This window comes from Streptomyces sp. NPDC093586 (assembly GCF_044764905.1).
Lineage (GTDB): Bacteria > Actinomycetota > Actinomycetes > Streptomycetales > Streptomycetaceae > Streptomyces.
This window is the reverse complement of the sequence record NZ_JBIWJA010000057.1, coordinates 1-17,897: the sequence shown is the minus strand read 5'-3', so window position 1 is coordinate 17,897 and position 17,897 is coordinate 1. Positions and strand designations below refer to the sequence as shown.

The 17,897-nt window shown below is 73.9% G+C and carries 12 protein-coding genes; 5 read left to right on the top strand and 7 right to left on the bottom strand.

From position 1 onward, the window contains the following. Positions 1-13 precede the first annotated feature (13 nt). Positions 14-958, top strand: a complete 945-nt coding sequence (locus ACIRFH_RS34270) for an aldo/keto reductase (protein ID WP_403529738.1) — start codon at positions 14-16, stop codon at positions 956-958. A 55-nt stretch (positions 959-1,013) separates the two neighbouring features. On the opposite strand, the gene ACIRFH_RS34265 is transcribed toward ACIRFH_RS34270, so the two are convergent. From ACIRFH_RS34265 to ACIRFH_RS34250, 4 genes are all read right to left on the bottom strand, one after another. Beyond that, positions 1,014-2,369, bottom strand: a complete 1,356-nt coding sequence (locus ACIRFH_RS34265) for a PrsW family intramembrane metalloprotease (protein WP_403529735.1) — start codon at positions 2,367-2,369, stop codon at positions 1,014-1,016. 10 nt (positions 2,370-2,379) lie between these two features. Next, complete coding sequence (gene trmB / locus ACIRFH_RS34260; RefSeq protein WP_403529732.1) at positions 2,380-3,243, bottom strand: tRNA (guanosine(46)-N7)-methyltransferase TrmB; 864 nt, start codon at positions 3,241-3,243, stop codon at positions 2,380-2,382. A 28-nt stretch (positions 3,244-3,271) separates the two neighbouring features. Continuing rightward, positions 3,272-4,483 (bottom strand): L-2-hydroxyglutarate oxidase, encoded by a 1,212-nt coding sequence (lhgO, locus tag ACIRFH_RS34255; RefSeq protein WP_403529729.1) that lies wholly within the window; start codon positions 4,481-4,483, stop codon positions 3,272-3,274. 94 nt (positions 4,484-4,577) lie between these two features. After that, a complete protein-coding gene (locus ACIRFH_RS34250) occupies positions 4,578-6,002 on the bottom strand; it encodes an MFS transporter (protein WP_403529726.1) in 1,425 nt (474 codons plus the stop codon). A 715-nt stretch (positions 6,003-6,717) separates the two neighbouring features. Here ACIRFH_RS34250 and ACIRFH_RS34245 point away from each other — a divergent pair. Beyond that, the gene (locus ACIRFH_RS34245; RefSeq protein ID WP_403529723.1) at positions 6,718-8,850 is read left to right on the top strand and encodes an asparagine synthase-related protein; all 2,133 of its coding nucleotides are present in this window, start codon (positions 6,718-6,720) and stop codon (positions 8,848-8,850) included. 18 nt (positions 8,851-8,868) lie between these two features. Here ACIRFH_RS34245 and ACIRFH_RS34240 read toward each other — a convergent pair whose 3' ends face one another. Both ACIRFH_RS34240 and ACIRFH_RS34235 read right to left on the bottom strand, forming a co-directional pair. After that, entirely contained in the window at positions 8,869-10,803 is a 1,935-nt protein-coding gene (locus ACIRFH_RS34240; RefSeq protein ID WP_403529720.1) for a sigma-70 family RNA polymerase sigma factor, read from the bottom strand. Between the two features lie 367 nt (positions 10,804-11,170). Beyond that, positions 11,171-11,977, bottom strand: a complete 807-nt coding sequence (locus tag ACIRFH_RS34235) for a TetR/AcrR family transcriptional regulator (RefSeq protein ID WP_403529717.1) — start codon at positions 11,975-11,977, stop codon at positions 11,171-11,173. Positions 11,978-12,350: 373 nt separating this feature from the next. On the opposite strand from ACIRFH_RS34235, the gene ACIRFH_RS34230 reads away from it, so the two are divergent. Then, complete coding sequence (locus ACIRFH_RS34230; RefSeq protein ID WP_403529714.1) at positions 12,351-13,724, top strand: NAD(P)/FAD-dependent oxidoreductase; 1,374 nt, start codon at positions 12,351-12,353, stop codon at positions 13,722-13,724. A 175-nt stretch (positions 13,725-13,899) separates the two neighbouring features. Further along, positions 13,900-15,555 carry a SpoIIE family protein phosphatase gene (locus ACIRFH_RS34225; RefSeq protein WP_403529711.1) on the top strand — a complete coding sequence of 552 codons (1,656 nt, stop codon included), beginning with the start codon at positions 13,900-13,902 and terminating at the stop codon, positions 15,553-15,555. A 47-nt stretch (positions 15,556-15,602) separates the two neighbouring features. Here the strand turns inward: ACIRFH_RS34225 and ACIRFH_RS34220 are convergent, their stop codons facing one another. Further along, positions 15,603-16,880, bottom strand: coding sequence for an MFS transporter (locus tag ACIRFH_RS34220; RefSeq protein ID WP_403529785.1), 1,278 nt, complete (start codon positions 16,878-16,880; stop codon positions 15,603-15,605). A 136-nt stretch (positions 16,881-17,016) separates the two neighbouring features. On the opposite strand from ACIRFH_RS34220, the gene ACIRFH_RS34215 reads away from it, so the two are divergent. Continuing rightward, positions 17,017-17,565, top strand: coding sequence for a MarR family winged helix-turn-helix transcriptional regulator (locus ACIRFH_RS34215; RefSeq protein WP_403529708.1), 549 nt, complete (start codon positions 17,017-17,019; stop codon positions 17,563-17,565). The last annotated feature ends 332 nt before the right edge of the window (positions 17,566-17,897 follow it).

The following is a 17,897-nucleotide window of genomic DNA, read 5'->3' as shown; positions in this document are numbered from 1 at the left end:
GTTGTCACAGGACATGACTTCTCTGCGCAAGCTCGGCTCCTCCGGCCTCGAGGTCTTCCCGCTCGCCCTCGGCGGCAACGTCTTCGGCTGGACCGCCGACCAGGACACCTCCTTCGCCGTCCTCGACGCCTACACCGCCGCCGGCGGCAACTTCGTCGACACCGCCGACGTCTACTCCGCGTGGGCCGAGGGCAACAGCGGCGGCGAGTCCGAGACCCTCATCGGCAAGTGGCTCGCGGCGCGCGGCAACCGCGACGACGTCGTGATCGCCACCAAGGTCAGCCAGCACCCCGAGTACCCCGGCCTGTCCGCCGCCAACATCAAGGCCGCCGCCGACGCCTCCCTGCGGCGCCTGGGCACGGACCGCATCGACCTCTACTACACCCACTACGACAAGCCCGAGGTGCCGGTCGAGGAGATCATCGGCGCGCTCGACGACCTGGTGCGCGCGGGCAAGGTCCGGTACATCGCCGCCTCCAACATCACGGCCGAGCGGCTCTCGGCGTCCCTGGACTTCTCCGACCGCGAGGGCCTCGCCCGGTACGTGGCCCTGCAACCCCACTACAACCTGGTCTCGCGCGACACGTACGAGGGTGAGCTGCGGGACCTCGCCGAGCGGGCCGGTCTGGCCGCCGTTCCCTACTACGCCCTCGCGTCCGGCTTCCTCACGGGCAAGTACCGGCCCGGGGCGACCGTCGACAGCCCGCGGGCGGGCGGTGCCGCGAAGCACCTGGAGAGCGAGCGCGGACGGCGGGTGCTCACCGCCCTGGACGAGATCGCCGAGGCCCACGACGCGCCGGTCGCCACGGTGGCCCTGGCCTGGCTGGCGGCCCAGCCGACGGTGGCCGCGCCGATCGCGTCCGCGCGGACGGTCGAGCAGCTGCCGGCGCTGCTCGGGGTGGCCGACCTGGAGCTGACGGAGGCGGAGGTGCGGAGGCTGACGGAGGCGTCCGCCTGAGCCGTCCGCGTCGTCCGCCCGGTTGTCCACCCGAGGGGCCGCTTCCCCGCCGCCGCTACGACCGGTACGGGTTCTGGGCCGGGTACGCGGTGTAGGAGGTGTGGACGGGCATGGCGTACGGGGCCGGTGCGGTGTACCGGGCGGGTGCCGGTGCCGCGTGCGGCCCGTACGCCGGCCAGGGCGGTACGGCCACCGGGAGGGGCGGCGCCGTGGCCCGGGCCGCGTAGTCCAGCGCCGGCCGCGCCGCCTCCCGCCGGCGCCACAATTCGGTCAGCAACTCCCGCTCCCGTACGACGTAGTCGGCGCCCGCCCGGCCCCGGCGCCCCCGCTGCCGCAGGAACGCCAGCGAGGTCGCGTACGCCTCGTACTCCGCCACCACCCGCTCCGTCGGCTTCCCGGCGTGCTGGCGGGCGTACCGCCGGGCGATGCGGCGCGCCCGCATCGAGCCGAGCGCGAACGGTTCGGCCGGCGCCAGCCAGCCGGCCACCGCGTAGACGGGCAGTTCGGCCCGCACGGTGCCGAGTTCGCGCTGCCGGGTCCAGATCGCCAGCCAGGTCAGCAGGCCGAAGGCCGGCACCATGAACGCCGCGTACACGGCGAAGAAGCCGTACTCGCCGAGCGAGGCCGAGCCGTTCCACAGCGCGTGCATGCCCATCGCGAGCAGCAGGCCGGACAGGGGCAGCAGCACACGGCGCAGACGGTGGCGGTCGGCCGAGAGCGCCGCGATGCCGAAACCGATGCCGGTGAGCACGGTGAACAGCGGGTGCGCGAACGGCGACATGACGACGCGGACGAAGAAGGTCGCCGCGGTCACGGAGGCGATGCCCCGGTCGCCGGTGAGCTGGTCGGTGCCGAAGGCGGTGCCCAGGTAGAGGATGTTCTCGGTGAAGGCGAAGCCCGTGGCGGTGACGCCGGCTATGACGACGCCGTCGACGATGCCGGTGAAGTTCCGCCTGCGGAAGAGGAAGACCAGCAGGACGGCCGCGGCCTTGGCGGACTCCTCCACGACCGGCGCTATCACGGTGGCGCCCAGGGTGTCCGCACCGGTGGGGTCGGCGGTGGCCGTCGCTATCCACCTCGTCGCGAAGCTGTTGGCGACGATCGCTATCAGCGCCGCCGCGCAGGCGCCCCAGGCGAAGGAGAACAGCAGGTTCCGCCAGGGGCCGGGATCGACGCGGTCGAGCCAGCGGAAGGCGGCTACGAGCAGCGGCACGGGGAAGACCGCCAGCCCCAGCCCGACCAGGAACCCCTGGGTGCCGGTCTGTTCGCGCACCAGGGCCAGGATCACCAGGCCGGAGAGCGCGAGCAGGACGATCAGCGCGCCGTAACGCACCCAGGTGAGCTGCCACCAGCGCGGTTGCGTATGCGGAAGCGTGGGCGGACGCGTCGGACACGGGGGACAGGTGGCCACGGCATGGACCCTAGCCGGTGGGGGGCTGCTCCTTGTGCTGATCGCGCTGCTGACCGCGCTGCGGCACGGGGGGCTGTACGCGGCGGAAGAGCAGGTCGTTCACCACATGCCCCTTGTCCAGTCCCTGGCCCTCGAAACGGGTCAGCGGCCGGTGGGCGGGGCGCGGCGCGAAACCGCCGCCGGGCACGGTGTTCTCGAAGTCGGGGTGCGCGGTGAGGACCTCGAGCATCTGCTCCGCGTACGGCTCCCAGTCGGTGGCACAGTGCACGACGGCGCCCGGCGCGAGGCGGGACGCGGCCAGGGTCAGGAACTCCGGCTGGATCAGGCGGCGCTTGTGGTGCCGCTTCTTCGGCCAGGGGTCGGGGAAGTAGACGCGCAGTCCGGCGAGCGAGTCGGGGGCGAGCATCTCGCGCAGCAGGATGATCGCGTCGCCGTTGCCCACACGGATGTTGGTCAGCCCGTTCCGCTCGGCGAGACCGAGCAGGTTGCCCTGGCCGGGGGTGTGGACGTCGACGGCGAGGATGTCGGTGTCCGGGTCGGCGGCGGCCATCTGGGCGGTGGCCTCGCCCATGCCGAAGCCGATCTCCAGGACGACGGGGTTGGTGTTCCCGAACAGCTCGGTGAGGTCGATGACCCGCTGTCCGTCGATGTCCAGTCCCCACTTCGGCCACAGCCGCTGCAGCGCGTCCGCCTGCCCGGTCGTGACCCGGCTCCGGCGCGGCTGGAAGCTCCGGATCCGCCGCTCGAAGTGCGACCCGGCGGGGTCGGCCTTGGGACCGTCGGGGAATCGGGGCTCACCCTTGGCACGGGCCTGCCGGTCGGCGCTGTCGACGGGCGGCTGCGGGGTCTCGGGAGCATGGCGGGAATCAGACACAGTGAGTCGATTTTACGGCCGGGCCGCGTCATCCGGCGCCCAGTGCCGCCAGCGCCCGCCGCCCCACCTCCCGCCCGATCGGCAGCGCCGCCGTCGCCGCGGGGGACGGCGCGTTCAGCACGTGCACCGCACACGCCCCCTCCTTGATCAGGAAGTCGTCCACCAGCGTCCCGTCCGCCAGGACCGCCTGCGCCCGCACCCCCGCCGGCGCCTCCACCAGATCGCCCTCCGTCACCACCGGCAGCAGCCTGCGCACCGCCGACGTGAACGCCCCCTTGGACAGCGACCGCCGCAGCTCCCCGGCGCCGTATCTCCAGTGCCGCCGGGCGATGCGCCACGAGCCCGGCCAGGCGAGCGTGGCGCCCAGCTCACGGGGCCGGACCACGCCCCAGCCGTAGCCCTCGCGGGCCAGGGCCGGTACCGCGTTGGGGCCGATGTGCACGCTGCCGTCGATGCCGCGGGTCAGGTGCACGCCGAGGAACGGGAACGCCGGGTCCGGCACCGGATACACCAGGCCCCGCACCAGCTCCGGCCGCGCCAGCTCGTAGTACTCGCCACGGAAGGGGATGATCCGCATCCCCGGGTCGTCCCCGGTCATCCGCGCGACCTCGTCGCAGTGCAGACCGGCGCAGTTGACCAGGACCCGGGCCCGGATCACGTCGCCGGTACGGGTGCGCACGGCGACCCCGAGGTCCGGGCGCCGGTCGATGCGCAGCACCTGGGCGCCGTAGCGGATCTCCGCCCCCGAGGCCCGGGCCAGCTGCCGTGCCACTCCGACGTAGTCGCAGACGCCGGTCGTCCCGACGTGTATGGCCGCCAGGCCCCGGACCTCCGGTTCGTACGCGTGGATCTGGGCCGCGCCCAGCTCCCGCACGGGGATGCCGTTCTCCCGGCCGCGCTGCACGAGCGCGTGCAGCCGGGGCAGCTCCGCCCGGTCGGTGGCGACGATCAGCTTGCCGGTGACCGCGTGGTCGATGCCGTACTCGGCGCAGAACTTGACCATCTCGGCGGCGCCCCGCACCGCGTAGCGGGCCTTCAGCGAGCCCGGGCGGTAGTAGATGCCGCTGTGGATCACGCCGCTGTTGCGGCCCGTCTGGTGCCGGGCCGGTCCAGGCTCCTTCTCCAGCACCGTCACGCGCGTGCCCGGCGCGGTGCGCGTGATCGCGTACGCCGTCGACAGGCCGACGATCCCGCCGCCGATCACCAGCACGTCGCAGTCGTATGCGATCCCGGTCCGCACGTGTCCCACCTCCCGGTCCCTCCCCGGTCCGTCTCCCGGCTTCGATAGTGCACTGCGCCACTGACAATGCCCTCAAACCCGCGCGGCGCCGGTCTCAGGCCGGGGTCACCAGGAGCGGCCGGGCACGCTCGCGGAGCTCGACCACGCGCGGTTCGTCGCCGTACGGCTCCAGGCGGTGCAGGAGGTCCCTGACGTACTCGGTGGTACGGGCCGAGGAGATGCGCCCGGCGACCTCGACCGCCCGCACGCCCTGCTCGCAGGCCGCGTCCAGGTTGCCGGACTCCAGCTCGGCCACCGCCGAGACGACGAGCCTGAGCCCGTGCGAGCGTACGAACTCCTCCGTCGGCTGCGACAGGGCCTGCTCGGTGAAGCGGCGGACCTGGCGTGGTGCCTTCAGGTCGCGGTAGCACTCGGCCGCGTCGGCGGCGAACCGGTCGTAGGAGTAGAAACCCAGCCAGGTCGGGTCGTTGTCGCCCGGGCGGGCGCGTTCCAGCCAGCTCTCGGCGGCCTTCAGGGCGGCGCCCGCCGCCGGTGCGTCGCCCGCGCGCGCGTGTGCGCGTGCCTCGACCAGGCGGAAGAAGCTCATCGTGCGCGCCGTGGCCAGGCCGCGGTTGCGCTCCAGGGCGGCCTGGGCGAGGTCCACGCCCTCGTCGCCGAAGCCGCGGTAGGTGGCCTGGAGGGACATGGAGGCGAGGACGTAGCCGCCCAGGGGGACGTCGGCCGCCGCGCGGGCCAGGCGCAGGGCCTGGATGTAGTAGCGCTGGGCCGCCTCCTGCTGGCCGGTGTCGAAGGCCATCCAGCCGGCCAGGCGGGTCAGTTCGGCCGAGGCGCCGAACAGGGCGCGGCCGACCTCGTCGGAGTAGGAGCCGAGGAGCAGCGGCGCCGCCTCGACGCGTAAGCACTCGGGGACCATCGACGAACGCCAGTCGCCGCCGCCGTACTTGGAGTCCCAGCGGCGGGCGTCCTCGGCGGCCTCCCGCAGTTTCCGCACATCGCTGTGGCCGACTTTGACCGGTGCGCCGGAGCCCTCGACCGGGCTCGCGTCACGCGCCACCGAGCTGTCGGCCGGGGTTATCAGCCACCGTGAGGCGGGCGTCGCGTACGCGCTCACCGCGAAGGAGCCGGCGAGCGACTGCCAGATGCCGCCGGAGCCGGCCCGGCGTCCGGCGAGGTCGAGGCGGTACAGCTCGGTGGCGGACCTGACCGCCTGCCCGACGTCCCGCGGGAAGGCGAGACCCACTTCGGGGGCGGGGTCCGCGTCCGCCAGACCGATCTCGTGCAGCGGCACCGGCCGGCCGAGCTTCTGGCCGATCGCGGCGGCGATCAGGTGCGGTGCCGCGCCCTGCGGCACCATGCCCTTCGACACCCAGCGCGCCACCGACGTCTTGTCGTAGCGAAGAGTCAACCCGCGTTGGGCGCCGAGGTCGTTGACGCGCCGGGCGAGTCCTGCGTTGCTGATTCCCGCGAGGGCGAGAACGGCGCCGAGCTTTTCGTTCGGCCCGCGTTGCTCCCTGGACATGCGCCACCCCTCGACACAGACGGCTGCCGTGCTGGCATAACCACGCGGCATTCGTAAACCCAGCGTAGTTCGCCGCATCCCGTGCGTTAAGAGGCTTTGTTCCGGATGGCGGGATTGTGGCCCGTGCGGAAGCGCGGCCCCTGCACGGAACGTCGCCGTGTGCTCCCGGTGTGTGGCCGTGCGCCCGCCCGTGCGCTCTTCTCCGGCCATCGGGGGAGCGGTTCCATGGCGGTTGCGTGGGTCGGCCCGCTGTACTGGATCCGGTGGGCTGGGGGACGCCGCCGTCTACATCCCCGCGGGCGGCGGACCGGTCCGGGAGGCGTGGTCCGTCTCCCGGACCGCACGCCACCGGGCGATGCGCAGAGCCTGTACGCAGCGTGTTCAACACGGTCTGTGCGGTGCCGATTTGGCCAAAAAAGACCCCTGCGACGAGGGGGTTCCGGCGCCCTCACCATGGGACTTGTGGGCGCGTGGGGTGGTCAAGGGGGCGCGTTCCGGGGGCGCATTCGTGTCGCCGGGACGCCCCCCCCCCGAGAGGTCTGCGCGCCGTGACCGGCGCCCGGCCACCGGCAGTTGACCCCCTCGCGCGGGTATCCGCGGGGGCGCATTCAGGGGAGCGCATGCGGCTCCGCCGACGCTCTGCGGCGCGCCCTTCATGGCAGCATGGGGAACCAGTTCGTACGGTGCACTGGTTCCCCGGCCTGTGGAGGCGTCGATGCGGTGGTTGGTGGGGTGGAGCAGCACCGCCGTGGGAGCCGCGGGAAGCGCGGGGGCCGGCGGCTCCGCCGGGGCCACCGGGTACGACGGTGAGACGGTGCAGCCCGTGGGGTCCCAGCCCCTGTGGGGCGATCCCGACCCCCTGTGGGCGGTCGGCGACTGGCGCCCCGACGAGGTGCGCGTCGTCACCGTCGACCCGCAGACCCGGATCGCCGTCCTCGGTATCTGCGGCGCGACCGACGAACAGCTGCGCGTCGGCCTGTTCGCCGCGCGCGGCGGTGCGCTGCGGCACCTGACCGCGTGGCCCGGCAGCTACACGGCGGTCGTCCAGGTCGGCCGGCGGATCACCGTCTGCGGCGACCTCGCGGGCGCGCGGCCCGTGTTCCACGCCCCCTGGGAGGGCGGCACGGCGTACGCGACCGCCGCCCTGCCCCTGGCCGACCTCATCGAGGCCAACCTCGACTTCGGGCACCTCGCCGCGCTGCTCGCCGCACCGGACGTACCGGCCGCCCTGGACGACTCCACCCCGTACGACGGCGTGAAGCGCGTTCCGCCGGGGCATGCGCTGATCCTGCGCGCCGGTGCGCGCGAGATCGCCGGGTACGAGCCGGTGGCCTCGCTCGCGGTGGCGGCCCCCGCCGCCGACCCGGACAGAGCCGTGGACGGCGTGCGCGACGCGCTGGTGGAGGCCGTACGGACCCGCCTCGCCGTGCCCCGGCACGTACCCGGGGACGGCATCGACCCCGGACCGGTGCCGGGCATGGGGCCCGCCGAACGCCGCGCCGCGCGCGGGATGCCGGTGCCCGGGATCGGCGCCGACCTGTCCGGCGGACCGGCCTCGGGGACGCTGGCACTGCTGGCCGCCGGGCTGCCGGGGATGCCGGGCACCGTGCTCGGGCACGGCACGGGAGCGGGCGAGCGGCTGCTCGCCGTCACCTTCAACGACCTGGCCGTCGGTGGACGGGAATCCGAACTGGAGCGGGCGGGCGCCCTGGCCGCCGATCCGCGGCTGCACCACGTGGTCGTCACCGGCGGCGAGGAGACCCTGCCGTACGCCGTGCTCGACGGACCCCTGACCGACGAACCGGGCTCCTGCCTGGTGTCGGCGGCGCGGCACCGGGCCCGGCTGGCCGCCGGCAGCGCGGACCACTTCACCGGCTACGGGGCTCGGCAGGTGCTGGACGCCCATCCGGCCCGGCTGGCCGACCTGCTGATGGACCGCAAACGGCGCCATCTCGTCCGGCCGGTCGCCGCGCTCGCCAAGGCCGACGGCTCCGTGCTGGTCCCCGCGCGCGTGTACGCCGCGGCCCGGCGCCTGTCGCGCACGCCCTACCGCGCGGGCGTCGAGGGCCTCGCCGAGCGACTGCTGCGCCGACGCTTCGACGAGATGGCCGGCGCCGACGGGAACGGCGGTGCCATGGAGGCGTCGCTCGCCGTGCTCACCTGGGCCGGGCCCGGGCCGGCGGCGCGGTGGCTGACCGGGGAAGCACTCGCTGAAGTATCGGTTCGTCTTCAGACGTCCACCCAGCGGTCCGGGGTCGGGCCGGGGCAGCGGCCCGGTGACTTCCGCGCGCGTGCGGCACTGGCCCGGCAGGCGGCCGAGGTACGGGTGCTGGAACAGGCGGCGGAGATCCGCTTCCAGCGGCTGCACGCACCGTTCCTCGACAACCAGGTCGTCCGCGCCTGCCGCGCGCTGCCGGAGGCGCTGCGCGTGAGACCCGGGGCACGGGCCGCGATCCTGCGCACGGTGCTGGAGGGCGCCGGGGTGAGCGAGCTGCCGAGCGGCTGGGGGGCGCCGACGCAGGCACTGGCCGCCTCCACCGCGCGGGCCGGGCTGCGGGTCGCCGCCGACTCCCTGCTGGCGCTGTTCGACACACCGCTGCTCGCGGAGGCGGGACTGGTCGAGGCACGGGTCGTGCGCAAGGCGGTGCGCGGGGCGGCCGCGGGTGAGCCGCTGCCGCTGGACGGGCTGGCCGACCTGGTCTCGCTGGAGCTCTGGCTCCGCCGCCTCCTCGCCCGCCGGGGCACCTGCTGGACCGGCACCCCGGCACGGCAGCGCGCGGTCCCCGCGGGCATCGCGCCCCAGCGGGGGGCACTGGGCGGCGCGGGGGCCGTGGTGCGGCGGGGCTGACGCGGCCCACCGCGGCCCCTACGCGCAGGTGAAGCGGGACTGCGCCCAGTCCGCGAGCGCCACCGGGTCGAGGGGACCGTGCGGCTCGGTCACCAGCCGTACGGTCTCGCGCCCGGAGAGGTCCACATGGACGGGCACCGCCGGGTCCCCGCCTGCGACCGTCCCCGAGTTCCACAGCAGGGCGCCGTCCGCGTACACCGAGAAGCGGACCTTGCCGAGCTTCATCGTCAGGTCGTCGACGCCGGCCAGCGCGTCGTAGGACGAGCAGGAGCGGTTGAGGTCGACGGTGACGGAGGAGCGTCCGTTCACGGTGACACCGTGCGCGTACCGCACGTCGGCGACCGACACGGTGGGGCGCTGCCACACCCAGCTGCTCCCGGCGATCCGCATCTCGGGACCGGTGCCGTCGCCGGTGACGTCGTACGCCAGCTCGCTCCACCGGTAGACGGTCGGGGCGGGCGGCGGTGTGGGCGCCGGGGACGGTGCCGGAGGGGGAGTGGGGGTCGGTGTGGGCGTCGGTTCCGGCTTCGGGGCGGGGGCGGGCGTCGGGGGCGGTGTCGGCGCGGGCTTCGGCGTCGGAGTCGGAGTCGGCTCGGGCGTCGGAGTGGGCGTGGGCGTGGGCGTGGGGGCCGGCTCGGGGGCGGCCACCGGCGGGCGCGGGCGCGGGGTCTGCTCCGGTGGCGCGGGTGCGTCCGGCGCGGGCTGCGCCACCGGTGCGGAGGCGGGCGGGGCGGCCTTCGGCGGCTCCTTGCCCGGGGCGTCGTTGCCGACCAGGGCGAACACCAGCCCGGCCGCGACGGCCACGGCGACCACACCGGCCGCGATACCCGCCTTCACCGGTGCGCCGAGCCCCTCGGAGGCCGCCGCACCACCCCCGGCGCCCGCCCCGCCGGACGAGCCGCCGCCCGCCGCGGCCGCCGCGCCCGCGGCACCGGCGCCCGCGCCCCCGGCGATGAGCCCGGCGGCCTTGGCGTACCCGGCGACGCCGAACCAGCCGATGACCGCGACCGGCACGACGGCGGGGATACCGCTCGCGACTTCCTGGATCTGGCCGGCGGCCAGCCGGCACCGGGCGCACTCCTCCAGGTGCTTGCGCAGGCCCCGCTCGGCCCGGGTGCGCAGCCTGCCGCGCGCGTAGGTGCCCAGCTGGTCGGCGTAGCGGGCACACTCCTCGTCGGCGGCGAGGGCATTGCTGACGTGCGCCTGGAGGTAGGCCTGCTTCAGGCCCTCACGGGCGCGGCTGGCGAGCACGCGCGTGCCGTTGGCGTCCAGCCCGAAGAGCGTGGCCACCTCGCTCGGCGACTCGTCCTCGACCTCGGTGTGCCACAGCACGGCCTGCCAACGCTCCGGCAGCGACCGGAACGCCTGCATGGCCATGGACTGCTCGGCCTCGTGCATGGCGCGCACGTCGGCGCCCAGGTCCAGGGTGTCGTCGTCCGGCAACGTGGCGCTGTGCGCGGACTGCGCGGCGAACACCGCGAAGTCGTCCACCAGGTGCTCCCGCCGGGCCGACCGCGTCCAGCCCGCGGCGACGCGCCGGACGGCGGTCAGCAGGTACGCGCGTACGGCGTGCTCGGGCCCGGACCCGCCGCGCACCGCCTGGAGCATGCGGGCGAACACCTCGGCGGTGAGGTCCTCCGCGGTGTGCGCGTCGCGGCAGCAGGTGCGCGCGTACCGGCGCACCGCGCCCGCGTGGCGCCGGTACAGCTCCTCGTAGGCCGTGTCGTCGCCCGAGCGCATCAGCCCGATCAGCTCGGCGTCCGACGGCGGCACGTCGCGCGGGGGCGGCAGCACGCTGTCCTCGTGCAGTTCCCGTTGCGCCGGGACGCCGGCCCCCGTGAAGGTGTCGCCCTGCGGGACGCTCACGGGGCCGCCCTGGCCCGGTACCTGCGGCGGATCACCGGGTCCGGCGTCGCCGTCCCCGAGTGCACCGTCCCGCCCGTCAACGCTCATCGCGGAAAGCCCCCGCCACCTGCCCAACCAGACCCGAACACCGGGTCAGGGTGCCACAGGGGCTGTGCGGCGGGAACCCGCGCCCCGGATGGTCACTCGTCCGGGGCCACTTGCCGCAACGCAGTACTAACGGTCATCCGTTCGGGGAAGGAATACGTCCCCGTTCTTGGCGGACGGGGGCAGAACCCTGGTCTCGGCGGCCCTGCAGCACGTGCTCCGTTCCCGGTGAGCGGGGACAAGCCCTTGGTCTCGTCGGTCCCGGAGCCCGCGCCCCGGCCCCGACGGCCGGGAGCACCCCGGCCCCGCCGGGCACCGGGCGGAACGCGCGGAATCTCCCCCGCGGCCCCGCCCGGCGCCGTCACCGGCCTCACGCGGGACGCGAACGCAGCCCCTCCAGCAGGATCTCCAGCAGCCGGGCCGAGGCCGCCGCCTGCTGTGCCGGGTCGGGCAGCGAGGGCGCCGCCGTGGCTATCACCAGCAGCACGTCCGACACCGACACGTCCGGCCGCAGCTCGCCCGCCGCACGCGCGCGCTCCACGAGCCGGCCCACGACCTCCAGCAGCGCCGCGGCGCCGTGATCGTCCCCCGGGACGGCGGGCGAACCCGCGCCCGGCCCCGGCTGCCCCGCATCCTCGGGCACCAGCCGCAGCTCACCGGAGCCGGGCTGCATCCGCTGCTGCGGCACCCGCGGCTCACCGGCCACGCCACCGGTACCGCCGACGGCGTCGTCACCGTCGTCCGACACCCCGACCCGCAGCACCTGCGGCGGCAGCAGCCGGCCGGCCCCCGAGGCGACCGACGTACGCAGGAAGCGCGACAGCGCCGACCACGGTTCGTCCTCCTGCCCGAGCGCCGCCCGGGCCTGGTCGGTCAGCCGGGCCGTCTCCTCCTCGGCGATCCGCCGCACCAGGACGTCCTTGCTCGGGAAGCGCCGGTACACCGTGCCGACACCGACCCGCGCGCGCCGCGCCACGTCCTCCATCGGAGCGCCGTACCCCAGCTCGCCGAACACCTCGCGCGCCGCGCGCAGCACGTGCTCCAGATTGCGCTGGGCGTCCACGCGCAGGGGCGCCGTACGCCCACCGTCACCGCGCCCGCCGCCCGCCGCCGCACTCATCGCGCCCTCAGGCGCGACAGTGGACGCGGACGACCGATGAGAGTCCTGAACATGCATAGACAATCCCCCGGTAATGACGTCTCCCCCCGGAGACTCTCCCCGCCATCGAAAGCCGGAGCGCGCGTGTCGGACCCGGTTCGCGGTCCACCCGTCGCGGACCCCGTGAGCGCATCCCCCCACACTCCGTGGGGACGAACATAGTTGAGCGGGAGTCAATTCAGAAGGGGCAGGTTCCGCACGGAGCGCCCCCCGATCGGAGCACGAGCCGTATACGCCCGGAATATGCCCCCTGCCGTTCGCCGCTCCACCCGCGCTGACCTGCACCGGCGTCCCGCACCACGGCGATCCGGCCAACCCTGTGCCCGAGCGGCCTCCGGTCACACAAATCGCCGGGCCTGTGGACAAACGCAAGCGCCGGGTGCGTCATGGGATGGTGAAGGAACGTGCGCGCATTCTCGTTGTCGGCGGTGGCTACGTCGGGATGTACACGGCCCTGCGTCTGCAGCGGAACCTGAAGGACGAACTCCGGCGGGGCGAGGCGGAGATCACGGTCGTCACCCCCGACCCCTACATGACGTACCAGCCCTTCCTCCCCGAGGCGGCGGCCGGCTCCATCTCCCCGCGCCACGTCGTCGTGCCGCTGCGCCGCGTCCTCGGCCGGTGCCACGTCGTCGTCGGCGAGGCGCACGGCATCGACCACTCCGGCCGCACCGCCACCGTCAGCACCCTCGCCACCGAGGAGGAGGGCACGGGCGCCCGCCGGCTGACGTACGACGAACTCGTCCTCGCGCCCGGCTCGGTCTCGCGCACCCTCCCCGTCCCCGGCCTCGCCGACCACGGCATCGGCTTCAAGACCGTCGAGGAGGCCATCGGCCTGCGCAACCACGTCCTGGAGCAGCTGGACATCGCCTCCTCCACCCGCGACCCCGCGATTCGCGACGCCGCCCTCACCTTCGTCTTTGTCGGGGGAGGCTTCGCCGGGGTCGAGGCGCTCGGCGAGCTGGAGGACATGGCCCGCTACGCCACCCGCTACTACCACAACATCACCGCCGAGGACATGAAGTGGATCCTCGTCGAGGCCTCGGACCGCATCCTGCCCGAGGTCGGCGAGGACATGGGCCGCTACACGGTCACCGAACTGCGCCGCCGCAACATCGACGTACGCCTGGACACCCGGCTGGAGTCCTGCGCGGACCGCGTCGCCGTCCTCAGCGACGGCGCACGCTTCCCCACCCGCACGGTCGTCTGGACGGCCGGCGTCAAACCCCACCCCGTCCTCGCCGCCACCGACCTGCCCCTCGACGACCGCGGCCGGCTCGTGTGCACCCCCCAGCTGGCCGTCGACGGCGCCCCGCACGCGTGGGCCGCGGGCGACGCCGCCGCCGTCCCCGACGTCACGGCCACCACGCCCGGCGGGGTGTGCGCCCCCAACGCCCAGCACGCCGTCCGCCAGGCCGGGGTCCTCGGCGACAACATCGCGCACGCCCTGCGCGGCGAGCCCCTCGACACGTACGCGCACAAGTACGTCGGCTCCGTCGCCTCCCTCGGCTTCCACCAGGGCGTCGCGCACGTCTACGGCCGCCGGCTGAAGGGCTACCCGGCGTGGTTCATGCACCGCGCCTACCACCTCAGCCGCGTCCCCACCGTCAACCGCAAGGCGCGCGTGCTGGCGGAATGGGCCCTCGCCGGGCTCTTCAAACGGGAGATCGTCTCCCTGGGATCACTCGAACATCCTCGCGCGGAGTTCGAACTCGCGGCCGGTGGAAAGCCTTCTCAGGAACCTCCGCGCAACCCGAAGGGGTAGTCCTGGCCGGACCCAGGAACTCCCCGGGCCGGCCCGGCGTCTGACGGACGTCGGCCCGGTCGGCACCCTGCCAGACTGATCCACCACCGCGGGCGGGCCGCCGCTCACCCCGCGCGGCTCCCGGTCCCTGCCGGTTCCGGTACCGGCCGCCGACGACTACCCGAGGCAAGGATTCGTGAACTTCACGCGCTGGAGCGCCCGACTCCCCGGAACGCAGCGCCGCGCCGCGGCGCGGACCGACATGACGCTCTCCCCCGACCGCCGGGGAGACGGCTCCGTGCCCGCCGCCCGCGCCGAACAGCTGACGGACGAGGCCCCGCCCGTACCGTCCGTCGACGACCTGCCGACGCGTGACGTCCTCGACCGCGTCCCGGCCCTCGTCGCCCTCGTCCACGGCCCCGACCACCGCGTCGCCTACGTCAACGACGCCTACGCCACGGCCTTCGGCGTACCTCCCTTCGGCAGACGGGCCCGCGAGGCACTCCCCGAGCTCGACGCACTCGGGCTCTTCCCGCTCCTCGACCAGGTCCAGCGCAGCGGCAGGTCCCGCACCCTCAAGTCCCGCAAGGCCCCCGACGGCCGCTCCTACACCTTCACCTGCACCCCGGTCACCGAGGGCGACGGCGGCGACCGCGGCGACCGGGGTGTCCTCGTATTCGCCACCGACGTCACCGACCACGCCGAAGCCGCCGCACGCCTGCGCGCGAGCGAACGCCGCCAGCGCGAGACCGCCGTCACCCTCCAGCGCTCCCTGCTCCCGCAGGAACTGGAGGAACCCGACGACCTGCGCGTCGCCGCCACCTACCACCCCGGCGGCACCGAGGCCGCGGTCGGCGGCGACTGGTACGACGTGATCACCCTCGGCGGCGGCCGCACCGCCCTGGTCATCGGCGACGTCATGGGCAGAGGCGTCCGCGCGGCCGCGATCATGGGCCAGCTCCGCACGGCGGTGCGGGCCTACGCCCGCCTCGACCTGCCCCCGCACGAGATCCTCCAGCTCCTCGACGGCCTCGCCGCCGAGATCGACGCCAACCAGATCGCCACCTGCGTCTACGCCATCCACGACCCGAACGAGGGCCGGCTGGTGTACGCCTCCGCAGGGCACCTGCCCATCCTGGTCCGCGACGAGACGGGCACCGTCCAGCGCGCCGACGAGCCCACCGGCCCCCCGCTCGGCACGGGCGGGTGGATCCACGCGTCGGGCTCGATCGCCCTGACCCCCGGCTCCACCGCCGTCCTCTACACCGACGGTCTGGTGGAACGCCGCAACGAGGATCTGGACGAGGGCATCACCGCCCTGGAACGCGCCCTGTCCGGGGCGACCGGCAGCCCCCAGGTGGTCTGCGACCGCCTGGTCCGCTCGGCCGGCGTCACCCCGGACCACGACGACGACGTGGCCGTCCTGGTCCTCCAGCATCCCGCCCGCAAGGGCGCGGAGGCCGAACTCTTCCGCAACGCCACGCTCGAACTGCTCGGCGGCGTCGAAGCGGCCCCCCGCGCGCGTGCCTTCGCCTCCGGCGTCCTCACCAGCTGGCGCTTCCCCACCGAGCTGCACGACCTGGGCGTCCTGGCCGCCAGCGAGCTGGTCGCCAACTCCCTCCAGCACGGCACACCCCCCATGCGGCTGCGCCTGCGCCGCACGGACCGACGCCTGATCATCGAGGTCACCGACGGCGACGACCACCTGCCCCGGCGCCGCCGCGCGGAACCGGGGGACGAGTCCGGCCGCGGCATCGCCATCGTCGCGACGATCGCCTCCCACTGGGGTTCCCGCCGGACGCCCGGCGGCGGCAAGTCCGTCTGGTGCGAGTTCGCCCTGCCGAAGCCGTGAGGCGCCGGCAGGGCGCCGTGACGGGCACGGGCCCGTCACGGCATCGCTCACGCCTCCGCGGTCGCCACGGTGTCCGCCGGCGCACCGCCCTGCGTGACCACCCGGCTCCGCGCGAGCGACGGCTGGTTCTGCACATCCGTGAGCTGCCGCCCCAGCCGCACCGCCAGCACCGTGATGACCAGCGAGAACAGCAGGAACGCCACGATGTACGGCCCGTGCAGCGAGGCCGCGAGCGGCCCGCCCACCGCCGGCCCGATCGCCAGCGCCAGCTGCTTCACCAGGGCGAAGGCGGAGTTGTACTGCCCGGCCATCCCGCTCGGCGCCAGGTCGGCCACCAGCGGCGCCAGCGTCGGCGACAGCAGCGCCTCCCCCAGCCCGAACAGCGCGTACGTCGAGATGAACGCGGCCGTCGCCATCGTCTGGCTGCCGTGCCCGAGCCCGGCGTACCCGGCCACCGCCCACGCCACGGCCCAGATCAGACCCACGGAGGCGATCACACGCGACCGCTTCCGCCGCTCCACGAACTTCAGCACCGCGAACTGCGCGATCACGATCATCAGCGTGTTCGCCGCCAACGCCGTGCCCAGCGCTGACGTCGAGATACCGGCGGCCTCGACGCCGTAGGCGCTCAGCCCCGACTCGAACTGCCCGTAGCAGGCGAAGAACAGCACGAAGCCCAGCACGCACAGCTGCACCATGGCTCGGTTGCCCAGCAGCTGCTTCCAGCTGCCGCCGGAGGCCTGCCCCGGCGCGTCCTCCACCCGCGGCGCACGCGGCATCCGCACCGTCGCCATCACCACGACCAGCAGCAGGAACATCGCCGCCTCGATGGCGAACAGCAGAGTGAAGGACGAGGGGCTCGTGGTGTCGACCAGGTGACCACCGATGAGCCCGCCGACACCGAGTCCCAGGTTCTGCAGGAAGAACTGCATCGCGAACGCCCGCGACCGCGTCTCCGACGGGGAGCAGTCCACGATCATCGTGGCGAGGGCCGGCTGCATCACGGCCTGTCCCGCGCCCAGCACGGCCGCGGACAGCAGTACGGTGGCCGCGGTGGACGCCAGTCCCAGGCCCAGCGCGCCGAGCGCGGCGGTGACGAGGGCGGCCGACAGCACCGGCAGCGGACCCCGCCGGACGATGGCCCGCCCGGCGAACGGCAGCACGATCAGTGCGGCCACGGCGAAGACGGCGAGTACGAGACCCGCCGTCATGGCTCCCAGTTCCCGTACCTGCGCCACATAGACGTACAGGTAGGGGACGGTGAAGCCGAGCCCGAACGCGCTGAGTGCGTTGCCCACGTGGATCCGGCGCATCGCGGCGCCCATTGCCCTGGTCACGTTCACCCTCTCTTGGTCGTCCGCTCCAGCCGTTAGGGCTGAAGACTTAGAAGCTAAAGTTCGAAGCTAAAGAGTACATAGTGAAGGACTTCAAGGCAAAGGAGAGGCGTGCCATACTGCGGCCATGGGCGACACCTCCGGCGCCGGCGAGCCGCCACTCGAAGAACAGATCGCCGCCTACCAGCGCGAGTTCCAGGACCTGGACCCACAGGTGGAGAAGATCGTTTCGGCTCTCTCCCGGCTCAACCGCCGCATGAACGTCGCGTACGGCCGCCAGACGGCCGAACTGGGCATCAGCAACACCGACTGGGAAGTGCTCAAGGCGCTCGTCCTGTCCGGCGCCCCCTACCGGCTGGGGCCCGGCGACCTCGCCAAGCGTCTCGGCCTGACGCCGGCCGCCATGACCCACCGCATCGACCGGATGGTGACGGAGGGGTTGGTCACCCGGGAGCGTGACGAGTCGAACCGGGTCCGCGTGATCGTCGAGCTGACGGGCGAAGGGCGCGAGAAGTGGCTGGAGGCCATGCGCCTCGCCACGGTCTTCGAGGAGGACCTGCTCCAGGACCTCTCGCCGGAGGAGCGGTCGGCCCTCGGCGAGGTCCTCACCCGCCTCCTGCGCAGGGTCGAGCACGCGCAGCCCGACGCCGGCGGCCGGCTCACCGACCTCGATTAAAAGATCTTGACAGGGATGGTTGACAGTCCCCTGCGGGATCCGTAAGGTTCTTCGGGTTGCCACGGGGCCGTAACGGTTCTGCGGCAGCACCTCCCGCCGCTTCAGCGGCACACCAAACCACCAGCACGACCTCCCCTTGGGAACTGTTTCGGCATGTCCGAATTCAATTCCGATGGGACTCGACGCCCCGGTCGACACCGATTGGGAAACGCCGAGAAAGTCCGCTAAGGTTTGAGACGTCGGAACGGCCCAACGGCCGGGAAGACAACCCCCTCTGACGGGGAATCGGAGCCCGAAAGGATCTGATAGAGTCGGAACCGCCGGAAAGGGAA

What these genes read in the sequence shown, in the direction of transcription:
- ACIRFH_RS34240 (WP_403529720.1), bottom strand. Translation starts at nt 10,803, where the DNA reads ATGAGCGTTGACGGGCGGGACGGTGCACTCGGGGACGGCGACGCCGGA.
- ACIRFH_RS34220 (WP_403529785.1), bottom strand. Translation starts at nt 16,880, where the DNA reads ATGGGCGCCGCGATGCGCCGGATCCACGTGGGCAACGCACTCAGCGCG.
- ACIRFH_RS34215 (WP_403529708.1), top strand. Translation starts at nt 17,017, where the DNA reads ATGGGCGACACCTCCGGCGCCGGCGAGCCGCCACTCGAAGAACAGATC.
- ACIRFH_RS34250 (WP_403529726.1), bottom strand. Translation starts at nt 6,002, where the DNA reads ATGTCCAGGGAGCAACGCGGGCCGAACGAAAAGCTCGGCGCCGTTCTC.
- ACIRFH_RS34235 (WP_403529717.1), bottom strand. Translation starts at nt 11,977, where the DNA reads ATGCATGTTCAGGACTCTCATCGGTCGTCCGCGTCCACTGTCGCGCCT.
- ACIRFH_RS34230 (WP_403529714.1), top strand. Translation starts at nt 12,351, where the DNA reads ATGGTGAAGGAACGTGCGCGCATTCTCGTTGTCGGCGGTGGCTACGTC.
- ACIRFH_RS34270 (WP_403529738.1), top strand. Translation starts at nt 14, where the DNA reads ATGACTTCTCTGCGCAAGCTCGGCTCCTCCGGCCTCGAGGTCTTCCCG.
- ACIRFH_RS34245 (WP_403529723.1), top strand. Translation starts at nt 6,718, where the DNA reads ATGCGGTGGTTGGTGGGGTGGAGCAGCACCGCCGTGGGAGCCGCGGGA.